Genomic DNA, 10,614 nt, shown 5'->3' with positions numbered 1-10,614 from the left:
TGGGCTTGAGCGTGGGCGGGATTTCCTGAAGCGTCTCGGCGGTCTGGGGCATACCCTTGATCGCGTTGAGTTCCTTGCGGCCCATGGCTGCCAGGACGGCGGCGACGATTCCCCAGATGATGGCGACTACGACACCGGACCATCCCAGTCCCATGACGTTCCCGAGCGCCCACCAGAGCGCCAGTGACAGGAACAGCAGGACGAAGTGGCCTGCGACTCCGGCGCCGGCGAGCATTCCGCTGCCCTTGCCGGCACGGGTCGCGGACTGCTTAAGCTCGACCTTCGCCAGTTCGACTTCCTGCCGCATCAGGGTGGACATGTCCCGCGTGACCTCGCCCAGGAGATCGCCGAGGGACGACGTTTCGGCCTTGGCGTGCGCGGCGGTGTGGGGCATTTCGCTGGTCATCGACGGCCGCCGTCAAAGGGGTCATCGCGCAACGGGTCCTGCCGGAGCGGGTCAGTCACCACGGGCTCAGATTCCCAGCGGTCCTGCCGGTGGCCGCCGGCCAGCGGGTCGGCGTCGAGGGGGTTGGGCGGGTAGGTGTCCGCGAAGCCCGCGGTCGTGGTTTCCGGGGCCGGCATCTGCACCGGCGGCGGCGGAACTGCCATCCCGGTGTCAGGGATCCGGGTGGTCGGCATGCCCGCGCCGGGAGTGGACTCGGGGGCGCCTGCGCTGAGGCTGCGGCTGAGCCGGCCTGCCAGGATGCCGGCTCCGGCCGCGAGCAGCAGGAACGTGCCGGGGCGCTGGCGGGCAAAGGATTTCATCTCGGTGAGCAGCGAACCGGGATCGCGGCCATCCAGCCAGCCGGCGACGGCCGAAGACCGCTCGGCGGCCTGGCGCACGAGGTCGGTGGCAACGCCGGGCTGATCGGAGGCTGCGGCCATGCTGTGCAGTTCAGTGGAAATGGAGCGCAGACCCTCGGCGACCTTCTGCTGCTGTGTGCCGGCCTGGTCAGTCAGGTCGGATTTCGCCTGGTGCAGCAGGTCCCGGGCGTTCGTCTTGACCTCGGCAGCCACATTGGCGACCTCGGTCTTGGCCGTCTCGGCCACGTTCTGGGCGGAATCCGCGGCCTGGCGCGTCACGTCGGTTGCCTCGTCCTTGGCTGCGTCGGTTTTTGAGGCCCCGCCGTCGGTGGAGGTGGTGGAAGCGCCGTGGGTGCCGCCGTTCGGGGTCGGCGGGAACGTGGTTGCCGGCCGGAGGGTAGTCTGCTGGGTGGCCGTGGGCGTGCCGTAGCTTCCGTCCTGGCGCCATGTGTTCTCTGTCATCTTCGCTCTCTTTTCAAGATCGGCTGCTGATCACAACCAGCAATAACTGGAGAGTTAATAGTAAGCATGATTACTAAAGATAGTAAGTACCCTTGGCTTTATTTTTCCGGCGGAGCACTTCCGGCGGGGCAGTTCAGGTATCAGTGGACGGTCTCAGTACACGCCAGCCACTCTGCCTTCACTCGGTGGGCAGATCAGGGCGCAGGTGCGACGCCGGACCGCCCTGATCTGCCCGCGCGCCGACACGCGTTCCACCGACGCCGACGCCGACACGCGTTCCACAGGCGCCGCGAACGACGCAGGGCCGCGCCGCTCGAGCCCGGCGCCAAGGTTCAGTTGCGGGTGAAGCCCCGCCCGGCCGGTGAACTAGGCTTGAAACATGAGCAAAACGGTGGGTGGCTGATGGCGAAGCGGGGCAGGGCTGCCGGCCGGAGCACCACCGAAAGGACCGCCGGAGTGGTGGATCTGCCGAAGGGCAGCCGTCCCGAGGGACCCGTGGAGGGCGTCTACTACATCGACACGGGTGACTGTGAGCTGATCGCTGACCAGGACAACTCCAACGGCTGGCTGCTGCGGATCAACGGCGTGATGAGTTCGCACATCGACCTGGCGGATCCGTTGTTCCTCGACTTCGAGTACATGCGCTGGATCTCCGCCCTGGTGGAGTCGCGCTGGCCGCGGGATTCCCGGCCGAAGCTGCGCGCCCTGCACCTTGGCGGCGGAGCATGCTCACTGGCGCGCTATTTCCATGCCGCCTACCCGGAGGCCCGCCAGGTGGTTGTGGAACTCGACGGCAAGCTGGCGGAATACGTCCGCGGCTGGTTTGACCTGCCAAAGGCGCCGCTGATGCGCCTGCGCGTGGGGGAGGCCCGCGAGGTGACTGAGAGCCTGACACCGCAGACCCGGGACCTGATCATCCGTGACGTTTTTGCCGGCTCGCTGACGCCACGGCCGCTGACCACGAGGGAGTTCAACGAGCGTGCCAAACGCGTTCTGGCTCCCGGGGGGATGTACGTGGTGAATTCCGGTGACGCGCCGGACCTGAAGAATGCCCGCGAGGATGCCGCCACCATCGCGGACGCCTTCAGGCACACCGTGATCATCGCGGATCCGGCCATGCTCAAGGGCCGGCGCTACGGGAACATGATCATGGCCGGCAGTGACATCCCGTTCGATGACGACCCCGGGCTGGCGCGGCGGCTGCTGGGCGGCGCGGTCCCCGCCCACATCTGGAATGACGCCAAGGTCCGGGCCTTCGCCGTCGGCGCCCCGGTCCGCCATGACCCGGAGGTGCTACCCGCGGGCTGAACCCCGGCCCAGGAGCGCCTCACGGTGGGCATTCGTCTGTTCGCGCAGGGCCTGCACCACTGCCGCGACGGCGGGGCGGCGCATGGAGTCGGGCCGCAGCACCATCCAGTACGGCAACAGTTCGGCGAACTCCTCCGGCAGCAGCCTGACAAGGTCCGGATGCAGGTCCGCCGCGAAGCATGGCAGGAAGCCGATCCCGGCGCCGGCGCGGGTCGCCTCCACGTGGACGAAGACGTTGGTGGAGCTCAGGCCGTCCCGCATGGTCGGCACCAGACGGCGCGGGGCATCCAGATCGTCCACCTGAAGCATGGAATCCACGAAGTAGACCAGCGAATGGGTGGTCAGTTCCTCGACGGTTGTGGGGGTGCCGTACTCGGCCAGGTAGTCGCGGGAGGCATACATGCCCAGCATGTACTCGCCGAGCCGGGCCGCAGCGGCCCGGTGCACCTGCGGTTCACCAACCACCACTTCGATGTCCAGCCCGGAACGCTGTTGGAGCGCCCGCCGCGTCACGGTGATGATCTCGACGCTGAGGCCGGGGTGGTCCCGGCGCAGCCGGGCCACCGCGGGGGCTGCGATGTAGGCGCTGAAGCCGTCCGTGGCGGTCATCCGAACGACGCCGGTGATCGGGTCCGGAACCCGGCCGGGCTCTTCGAGGGTCCGGATCGCCGCTTCAACCCGTTCGGCCACGTGCACGGCTTCCACGCCCAGTTCCGTGAGCTCCCAGCCGCCCGAGGCGCGGGACAATACCCGCCCGCCCAGGGCCTTCTCCAGCGCCGCTATCCGGCGCGACACGGTGGTGTGGTTGAGCCCCAGGGATTGCGCGGCCGTGGTGAACTTCGCGGAGCGGGACACCGCCAGGAGCACAAGCAGGTCATCCGGGTTTGCATTCATATCTGCAATTCTGCACATACGGGGTGCCTGTTTGACCATTGAATCGCCAACTTTGTGCGGCAATACTCAGTGGAGTTGCTCAGTGCTGTGCATCGCACCTCCTCTGGGCCGTTGACGACCGCGAACTTGAGGAGTGCAGACATGGAGAGCAGCTTGAACGGGCGCAAGGCCCTGGTGACCGGCGGAGCCGGCGGAATCGGCGCGGCCAGCGTGCGTGCGCTCGCGGCCCGGGGTGCCAAGGTGGTGGTCGCGGATGTGGATGAGGCCGCGGCGGCAGCCCTCGCCGACGAGGTCGGCGGCACCTCCTGGGCGGTCAACCTGCTCGACGTCGAGTCACTCGAGGCCGTCAGCCTGGACTGCGACATCCTCGTCAACAACGCCGGCATCCAGCGGATCAGCCCGATCGAGGACTTCGACCCGGCCGACTTCCGCCGCATCATCACGCTGATGCTGGAAGCGCCGTTCCTGCTCATCCGCGCCGCGCTGCCGCACATGTACGCGAACAACTTCGGCCGGATCATCAACCTGTCATCCGTGCACGGGCTCCGCGCCTCGCCGTTCAAGAGTGCCTACGTCTCGGCCAAGCATGGTCTGGAAGGCCTGAGTAAAGTCACGGCCCTGGAGGGTGGCGCGCACGGCGTCACGTCCAACTGCATCAACCCCGGTTACGTCCGGACGCCGCTGGTCGAGTCCCAGATCGCGGATCAGGCCAAGGTGCATGGGATCCCGGCATCCGAGGTGCTCAGCAAGATCATGCTGACCGAGGCCGCAGTGAAGCGCCTCGTCGAGCCGGAGGAGGTCGCTTCGCTGGTGGCCTGGCTGGCCTCCGATGATGCCGGCATGGTCACCGGCGCAAGCTACACGATGGACGGCGGCTGGTCCGCGCGGTGACCAGCCGCTGATCAATTGCTTGGCTTGTCGTCGCCCAGGTCCGGGTCCTGGGTGGCCGGCTCTGTGGAGCGGCGGATGTAGTCGTTGACAGCTTCCTCGGGAACCCGGAACGAACGGCCCACCCGGACGGCCGCGATGGCGTGCGCTTTCACCAGCCGGTAGACGGTCATCTTGGACACCCGCATTGCAGCGGCGACTTCCGCGATGGTCAGGAAGTGGGAGGACACATTCGCTGAGCTCATGTCTTCGGGCCCGTCCACTATTCGGGGTACCGGAGTTGCCGGTAGTCGTAGAAGACGACGTGCCCGGGGCTGTTGCCGGCTGTCCGGAGGCCAACGAAGGGGGTGTCAATCACGGCCACCGTGCCGAGGTGCCGGCCGTTGAACGGATCATCACCAATGAGAACCTCCCCAACCCGGAACGGAATCCTCGGCGTTCTGACGAGGCTCACCGAGTTCGACAGTAGGCGGGACATGCGGCGTCGCTGGTGTTGTGCCTGCGGAGATACTGGGGACCCCATCGGAACCACTCCTTCGGAACTGTGCCACTTGGACTGTCGGCGGGTTCCGGACCAGCTTTGGGAGGACTCCCCAGCCAGCGTCCCCCGGCCGTTCCGATACCGCCGTGAAGCAACTGTAGCCGCCAGCCCCTTTCGTCACACGAGTAACTTCTACCCCTGCTGGACCGGGCACCACTTGGGACGCGGCGCGGACTACTTGCCGGACGGAGATTCCGCGCTGTTTCCGACAAAGGCAAGCGTCCCGCCGAGTGCAACCATCATCACGCCGCCGGTCGTGCCCAGCGCAGCGATCCGCCGGGGCGAGCTGGCGAACCAGTGCCGCGCCGTCCCGGCGATCAGGGCCCAGCCGCTGTCCGAGGCCAGCGCGATCGCGAGGAACAGGGCGCCCAGCGTCGCGAGCTGCAGGGGTATGCCGCCGGAGGAGTAGTCCACGACTTGGGGCAGCACGGCGACGAAGAAGACAATCGATTTGGGGTTGGTGGCCCCGACGATGAACCCTTGCCGCAGGATCTGCCAGGTCGATGCCGGGCGCGGTTCCCCTGCCGCCGTCGGGACCCTGCCGCGGTGCCGGATGGCTTGGATCCCGAGGTAGATGAGATAGGCCGCACCGGCGAACTTGACCGTGCTGAAGAGCAGCACGGACTGGGCCAGCACCACTCCCACCCCCAGCGCCACCGCGGCGATCTGCAGCAGCTCCCCGGCGGCGTTGCCCAGCACGCTCAGAAGCCCTCCCCGGCGGCCCAGGGCGAGCGTCCGTCCGATCACGAAAAACACGCTGGGTCCCGGTACCGCGATCAGGAGGAGGGCCGCAAGGGCAAAGGCCAGCAGGTTGGGAGCGGGGACCATAACTGAGTCTAACTCCGCCGGGGAGCCTCCGGCAGATTCCGCCGGCGCCCCTACGCTCCCGCCGGAACCTGCGGGAGCCGCGAGGTTTCATCGGCGAGTTCGGCCCGGACCCGGCCGTGGCCGCGGACCCAGAGCCGGTAGGAAATCACGAGCAGTCCGAGCCACACGGCGCCCACATAGAGGGCCACGCGTGTGTCCTCGAACGCGCCCAGGATCACGATGACGAAGGCCATGAACACGATCGTCGCCACCGATGCAGCCGGCCACCACGGTGAAGGGAATTCCGACGCCGGCAGCCCCTTACGGGCGATCTCGCGCTTCATCGCCACGTGGGAGGCGAGGATCATCACCCAAACCCAGACAGTGGCGAAGGTCGCGATCGAGGCAATCAGCAGGAAGACGTTCTCCGGGATGACCGCGTTCAGGACCACGCCCACCAGCAAGATGCCCGCCATCATCACCACGGTCATCCACGGCACGCCGTGACGGGAGACCTGGCCGAAGCTTGCCGGGGCGTGCCCCTGCCGGGACAGGCCGAAGAGGATCCGGCCGGCGCCGAAGATATCGTTGTTGATCGCGGAGAGCGCGGCGGTGATGACCACGGCGTTGAGGATGTGAGGCGCTGCCGGTATGCCCAGTCCGCTGAAGATCTGCACGAACGGGCTGCCGTTGGTGCCGATCTCGTTCCAGGGGAACAGGCTCATCAGGACACCCAGGGTCAGCACGTAGAAGAGCAGCACGCGAACCGGGACGGTATTGACGGCCTTCGGGATGACTGTCTTCGGATCCGCGGCCTCTCCGGCGGTGATGCCGAGGGTTTCAATGCCGCCAAACGCGAACATCACGACCGCGAATGAGGCCAGGAGCCCTTCGAAACCGTTGGGTAAAAGTCCGCCGTGCCCGACCAGGTTGCCCAGGCCCGGCGCCACGGTGGCGCCGCCGGCCTGGAATCCGAAAACGATGATGGCGGCGCCGCCCACGATCATGGCGATGATGGCCACCACCTTGATCAGCGAGAACCAGAACTCAAGTTCACCGAAGACCTTGACGCTGAGCAGGTTCAGGGCCGCCAGGAAGAAGATGATTGCCAGGACCCAGATCCAGCGCTCAACCTCGGGGAACCAGAAGCCCATGTAGATGCTGAAGGCTGTGACATCCGCGATGGCCACGATCGCCATCTCAAACACGTAGGTCCAGCCCGTCACGAATCCAGCCAGCGGGCCGAGATATCGGCTGGCGTACTGGCCGAAGGAACCCGACACCGGGTGCCGCACGGCCATTTCACCCAGGGCGCGCATCACCATGAACACCGCGGCGCCGCCGATCATGTACGCCAGCAGGACGGCGGGGCCGGCCTTCTGAATGGCTGAAGCGGAGCCGTAAAACAGCCCGGTGCCGATCGCGGAGCTCAGTGCCATAAAGCGGATGTGGCGGATGTTGAGTCCGCGGTTCAGGACAGACCCGACGGCGGTGCCGGCCGCGCTGCCGGCAGTGCTGACGGCAGTGCTGCCGGGGCCCGGTGGGGGCGTTGGCCGGATGTCCGTGGTGGCTTGTTGCATGCGAATACCTTCTCGTCATTGGGAGGGGGATCGCCATCCAGCAGACCATGTCGGACGGAGCTGTGATGAGCCTCACGGGCAGTTGGTGTCTTCGATTTCAGACAAACCCCGCACCGCGGGAGGAGGCGTTGGCCTAACGGATGGGCTTCCAGCCGTGGTAGAACCGACCCGGGTCTGAAACTCCATCCGACAGTGAAGGTGATGCATCATGAAAGCCATCGTCCAGGACGTGTACGGCACCGCGGATGCGCTGGAGCTGCGCGACGTCGACACGCCGGAGCCCGGCGACGACGACGTGCTGATCCGGGTGCGCGCCGCCGGCGTCGAGCAGGGGGTCTGGCACCTCATGACCGGATTGCCGTATCTGACGCGTGCTTTCTTTGGGCTCAAGGCGCCCAGGAACCCGATCCGCGGCCGGGAAGTCGCCGGCCGGGTGGAGGCGGTGGGGCGGAACGTCGTCGGGTTCCGTCCGGGGGATGAGGTCTACGGGACAGCCGAGGGAACCTTTGCCGAATTTGTCTGCGCCAAGGAAGCCAGGATCGCCAAGAAGCCGGTGAACGCCAGCTTCGACCAGGCCGCTGTCGTTCCCATCTCCGCCACCACGGCGCTGCAGGGCCTCCGTGACAGCGGCCGGCTCCAGCCCGGGCAGGACGTCCTGATCATTGGCGCCGGCGGCGGGGTGGGTTCCTTCGCCGTTCAGCTCGCCAAGGCGCTCGGAGCGCAGGTCACCGGAGTGTGCAGCACGGGGAAGCTGGAGCTGGTCCGGTCAATCGGTGCCGATCATGTCATCGACTACAAGCACGACGACTTCGCGGACGGGGCAAGGCACTTCGACCTCATCCTGGACACGGCCGGCAACCGCCCGCTCGCAGTGCTGCGGCGCGCGCTGAAACCCCGGGGAACCCTGGTGATCGTTGGAGGCGAAGGCGGCGGCCGATGGACCGGAGGATTTGAGCGCTCCTTCCGCGCCCCGATACTCTCCCTTTTCGTCAGCCAGAAGCTCAAGGGCCTGATGGCAACGGAGCGGCAGGAGGACCTTCGCTTCCTCGCCCAACTCATCGACGCCGGCTCCCTCACGCCCGTCATCGATAGGAGCTATCCGCTGGGCGACGCTCCGGAAGCCATCCGGTACATGCATGAGGGCCACGCCCGCGGCAAGGTAGTCGTGACAGTCTGAGGTGTTGCCGTCCCGGGCGTCGTCCGGGCCCCGGCCGGCCGGGGCTCCGGCGCGGGGAGCCCCTCGCGGGTTCAAACTATGCTGACCCGCCACAGGCCAGCCGGTCACGGTCCGCCAGAAAGGCGGCATTGCCGCGCAGGGCCACCTCATAGCGGGTCACATCCTCGTTGCGGATCCGGTCCGCTGCCAGCCCGAGGAGTTCGGCGACGGCGGCATCGCTGCGGGAGGCGGCATGGAGCGACAGCGCCAGGAACAGCCGGACGGAGTCGGATTCCGGGAACTGCTCGCGCGCACGCCGCAGCGCCGCGAGGGATTCCTCGTGGAGTCCCAGGTTCCGCAGTGTGCTGCCGTACTGCAGCAGGCACCGTCGCAGGACTTCGCCATGCAGGCCGGCGCCCATCGCCTGCTCGTAATATCCGCGGGCGCACCCCTCCTGTCCGGCCGTGTCATAGGCGCCGCCTAGCTCGTATAGAACCTGGGGATTGCCGGGGTGTTCGGCCAGCAGCCGGTGGAAATGGTCGATGGTGGGCCGCATGTTGTCGCGGTCGCGGTCCCGGTTGCCCTCCTGGATGGCGGCATCGAGTCCAGGTGTCAGCGCGGATGTCATGGAGTATTTCTAGCCCACGCTATGCGTCCGGCGGGCGGGACACGCTGCCCAGGCAGGACCTGCCAGGACGGATCCTGTCCGGAGGCCATGCGCTCAGCCGGCCTGCTGCAGCGAGAGGACAATGATCGCGGCGTTGATCCCGAGCCCGATCAGCCACCAGCGGTTGAAGGTCAGGATCAGCAGCCCGGCCGAGACCAGGGCGCCCGCCACCGTCACCGGAATCCACCAGAACGCGTCCCCGATCAGTCCCAGGCCGCCCAGTCCGAGGATCACGGCGGCCGCCATCGCCAGCACGGACGCCGGCCGCCGGACGTCGCCGGCAAACGGCGAATGGCCGACGTCGAACGGCGCCTTCTCGTCCGGCGTCGGCAGCCAGATGGCCAGATGCACCAGGCCGTGGGCAATCACGAACAACCCGGCAATCCAGCGCATGGCGGCCCTCCCGGCGTCCCGGCCTGGTTTCCCGGCCGACGCGTCCATAAAAACACCGCCGCTGCGGTGCGGCAAGGGGCGGAAGCCCCTCCGGCCCCGGGCCGTTTCCGCTTCCGGCGGCGGAAGACAGGGAAAGATGGGGGAATTGTCCGGTATTCCAGACATTGCGGGCCAGTCCGGGCTGTCCGGGACGCCGGCCCGGGCGCATGCTTAAGTACGGGATACCGGACACGCGTTATTTGAAGAGGATTCATGCCTGCCACCAGCACCACCCCGCCTGCCGCCGCGGCGGCGCCCAAGGCCGCACCGGCCAAAGTGGCCTCCAAGGTTCCGGCGGCGGAAAATACCCTGCGCATCCTGAAGCTGCTGGCCTCCAAGCGGGGGCCAATGGCGGCGTCGAACATTGCCACCGCGCTGGGGCTGCCGCGCTCCAGTGTCTACCACCTGCTTGGGGTGATGGAGGCCAACGGCTTTGTGCTGCACCTGCACGAGGAGCAGCGCTACGGGCTGGGGATCAGCGCCTTCGAGCTCAGCTCGGCATATTCGCGGCAGGAGCCGCTCTCCCGCCTGGGGCGGCCGATGCTCGCCTCGCTGGTGGACGTGATCGGGGAAAGCGCACACCTCGCCGTGCTGCACGGCCGCGATGTGCTCTATATCGTCGAGGAGCGGGCCAAGAACCGCCCGTCGCTGGTGACCGACGTCGGCGTGCGGCTGCCGAGCCACCTCACCGCGAGCGGGCGGGCCATCCTCGCGGCGCTGCCGAAGTCGCAGGTCCGTGCGCTGTACCCGAACGCGGCCGCTTTCACTGCCCGGCACGAGACGGAGTCGCCGATCATGAAGTATTCGGCGCTGTCCTCGCATCTGGACCAGGTCCGGCAGCGCGGCTACGCCACCGAACACGGGGAGGTGACGCCCGGCTTCGGCTCGATCGCCGCCGCCGTCACCGACCACGTGGGCTGGCCGACCGCCGCCGTTGCCGTGACCTTCCTGGAGGACAAACTGCCGGCGGAGGAATGGCCCGCCCTGGCCGCACGGGTGCAGAAGGTCGCGGACGAACTCTCGATCCGGATCCACGGCCGCCCGCAGCCCACCTGACCGGCCGCCCCTTCCCGCC

The 10,614-nt window shown here is 67.5% G+C and carries 13 protein-coding genes; 4 read left to right on the top strand and 9 right to left on the bottom strand.

The window, feature by feature from the left end; translation table 11 throughout:
• Both BJQ90_RS13460 and BJQ90_RS13455 read right to left on the bottom strand, forming a co-directional pair.
• Positions 1-406: phage holin family protein (locus BJQ90_RS13460; protein WP_226760759.1), on the bottom strand; the 406-nt coding region annotated here is incomplete at its 3' end.
• The gene (locus BJQ90_RS13455) at positions 403-1,266 is read right to left on the bottom strand and encodes a hypothetical protein (RefSeq protein WP_226760758.1); all 864 of its coding nucleotides are present in this window, start codon (positions 1,264-1,266) and stop codon (positions 403-405) included. The genes BJQ90_RS13455 and BJQ90_RS13460, both read right to left, overlap by 4 nt.
• A gap of 402 nt (positions 1,267-1,668) precedes the next feature.
• Here BJQ90_RS13455 and BJQ90_RS13450 point away from each other — a divergent pair, with 402 nt between their 5' ends.
• On the top strand, positions 1,669-2,574 hold the full coding sequence (locus BJQ90_RS13450; protein ID WP_226760757.1) for a spermidine synthase: 906 nt from the start codon (positions 1,669-1,671) through the stop codon (positions 2,572-2,574).
• Here BJQ90_RS13450 and BJQ90_RS13445 read toward each other — a convergent pair.
• Positions 2,560-3,468 (bottom strand): LysR family transcriptional regulator, encoded by a 909-nt coding sequence (locus BJQ90_RS13445; RefSeq protein WP_226760756.1) that lies wholly within the window; start codon positions 3,466-3,468, stop codon positions 2,560-2,562. The genes BJQ90_RS13450 and BJQ90_RS13445 overlap by 15 nt on opposite strands.
• Positions 3,469-3,609: 141 nt before the next feature.
• Here BJQ90_RS13445 and BJQ90_RS13440 point away from each other — a divergent pair, with 141 nt between their 5' ends.
• On the top strand, positions 3,610-4,359 hold the full coding sequence (locus BJQ90_RS13440; protein ID WP_226760755.1) for a 3-hydroxybutyrate dehydrogenase: 750 nt from the start codon (positions 3,610-3,612) through the stop codon (positions 4,357-4,359).
• 11 nt (positions 4,360-4,370) lie between these two features.
• On the opposite strand, the gene BJQ90_RS13435 is transcribed toward BJQ90_RS13440, so the two are convergent.
• The 4 genes from BJQ90_RS13435 to BJQ90_RS13420 all read right to left on the bottom strand — a co-directional run bounded on the left by BJQ90_RS13435 (position 4,371) and on the right by BJQ90_RS13420 (position 7,284).
• Entirely contained in the window at positions 4,371-4,601 is a 231-nt protein-coding gene (locus BJQ90_RS13435; protein ID WP_226760754.1) for a helix-turn-helix domain-containing protein, read from the bottom strand.
• A 17-nt stretch (positions 4,602-4,618) separates the two neighbouring features.
• Positions 4,619-4,834: a hypothetical protein gene (locus BJQ90_RS13430; protein WP_226760753.1), complete on the bottom strand. Its 216-nt coding sequence runs from the start codon at positions 4,832-4,834 to the stop codon at positions 4,619-4,621.
• A 237-nt stretch (positions 4,835-5,071) separates the two neighbouring features.
• Entirely contained in the window at positions 5,072-5,725 is a 654-nt protein-coding gene (locus tag BJQ90_RS13425; RefSeq protein WP_226760752.1) for a LysE family translocator, read from the bottom strand.
• A gap of 50 nt (positions 5,726-5,775) precedes the next feature.
• The gene (locus BJQ90_RS13420) at positions 5,776-7,284 is read right to left on the bottom strand and encodes an amino acid permease (protein WP_226760751.1); all 1,509 of its coding nucleotides are present in this window, start codon (positions 7,282-7,284) and stop codon (positions 5,776-5,778) included.
• A gap of 208 nt (positions 7,285-7,492) precedes the next feature.
• On the opposite strand from BJQ90_RS13420, the gene BJQ90_RS13415 reads away from it, so the two are divergent.
• Positions 7,493-8,461 (top strand): NAD(P)-dependent alcohol dehydrogenase, encoded by a 969-nt coding sequence (locus BJQ90_RS13415; protein ID WP_226760750.1) that lies wholly within the window; start codon positions 7,493-7,495, stop codon positions 8,459-8,461.
• Positions 8,462-8,537: 76 nt separating this feature from the next.
• Here the strand turns inward: BJQ90_RS13415 and BJQ90_RS13410 are convergent, their stop codons facing one another.
• Both BJQ90_RS13410 and BJQ90_RS13405 read right to left on the bottom strand, forming a co-directional pair.
• The gene (locus BJQ90_RS13410; RefSeq protein ID WP_226760749.1) at positions 8,538-9,068 is read right to left on the bottom strand and encodes a tetratricopeptide repeat protein; all 531 of its coding nucleotides are present in this window, start codon (positions 9,066-9,068) and stop codon (positions 8,538-8,540) included.
• A gap of 93 nt (positions 9,069-9,161) precedes the next feature.
• Entirely contained in the window at positions 9,162-9,500 is a 339-nt protein-coding gene (locus tag BJQ90_RS13405) for a hypothetical protein (RefSeq protein ID WP_226760748.1), read from the bottom strand.
• A 252-nt stretch (positions 9,501-9,752) separates the two neighbouring features.
• Between BJQ90_RS13405 and BJQ90_RS13400 the strand changes: the two genes are divergently transcribed.
• Positions 9,753-10,595: an IclR family transcriptional regulator gene (locus tag BJQ90_RS13400; RefSeq protein WP_226760747.1), complete on the top strand. Its 843-nt coding sequence runs from the start codon at positions 9,753-9,755 to the stop codon at positions 10,593-10,595.
• Positions 10,596-10,614: the final 19 nt, after the last annotated feature.

Origin of the sequence: Arthrobacter sp. SO3 (assembly GCF_020532825.1) — a bacterium.
Classification (GTDB): Bacteria; Actinomycetota; Actinomycetes; order Actinomycetales; family Micrococcaceae; genus Arthrobacter.
The sequence above is the reverse complement of the archived record's forward strand: the minus strand, read 5'-3'. Positions and strand labels throughout refer to the sequence as shown.

What these genes read in the sequence shown, in the direction of transcription:
- BJQ90_RS13440 (WP_226760755.1), top strand. Translation starts at nt 3,610, where the DNA reads ATGGAGAGCAGCTTGAACGGGCGCAAGGCCCTGGTGACCGGCGGAGCC.
- BJQ90_RS13400 (WP_226760747.1), top strand. Translation starts at nt 9,753, where the DNA reads ATGCCTGCCACCAGCACCACCCCGCCTGCCGCCGCGGCGGCGCCCAAG.
- BJQ90_RS13415 (WP_226760750.1), top strand. Translation starts at nt 7,493, where the DNA reads ATGAAAGCCATCGTCCAGGACGTGTACGGCACCGCGGATGCGCTGGAG.
- BJQ90_RS13410 (WP_226760749.1), bottom strand. Translation starts at nt 9,068, where the DNA reads ATGACATCCGCGCTGACACCTGGACTCGATGCCGCCATCCAGGAGGGC.
- BJQ90_RS13430 (WP_226760753.1), bottom strand. Translation starts at nt 4,834, where the DNA reads ATGTCCCGCCTACTGTCGAACTCGGTGAGCCTCGTCAGAACGCCGAGG.
- BJQ90_RS13435 (WP_226760754.1), bottom strand. Translation starts at nt 4,601, where the DNA reads ATGAGCTCAGCGAATGTGTCCTCCCACTTCCTGACCATCGCGGAAGTC.
- BJQ90_RS13425 (WP_226760752.1), bottom strand. Translation starts at nt 5,725, where the DNA reads ATGGTCCCCGCTCCCAACCTGCTGGCCTTTGCCCTTGCGGCCCTCCTC.
- BJQ90_RS13445 (WP_226760756.1), bottom strand. Translation starts at nt 3,468, where the DNA reads ATGAATGCAAACCCGGATGACCTGCTTGTGCTCCTGGCGGTGTCCCGC.
- BJQ90_RS13405 (WP_226760748.1), bottom strand. Translation starts at nt 9,500, where the DNA reads ATGCGCTGGATTGCCGGGTTGTTCGTGATTGCCCACGGCCTGGTGCAT.
- BJQ90_RS13450 (WP_226760757.1), top strand. Translation starts at nt 1,669, where the DNA reads ATGGCGAAGCGGGGCAGGGCTGCCGGCCGGAGCACCACCGAAAGGACC.
- BJQ90_RS13455 (WP_226760758.1), bottom strand. Translation starts at nt 1,266, where the DNA reads ATGACAGAGAACACATGGCGCCAGGACGGAAGCTACGGCACGCCCACG.
- BJQ90_RS13420 (WP_226760751.1), bottom strand. Translation starts at nt 7,284, where the DNA reads ATGCAACAAGCCACCACGGACATCCGGCCAACGCCCCCACCGGGCCCC.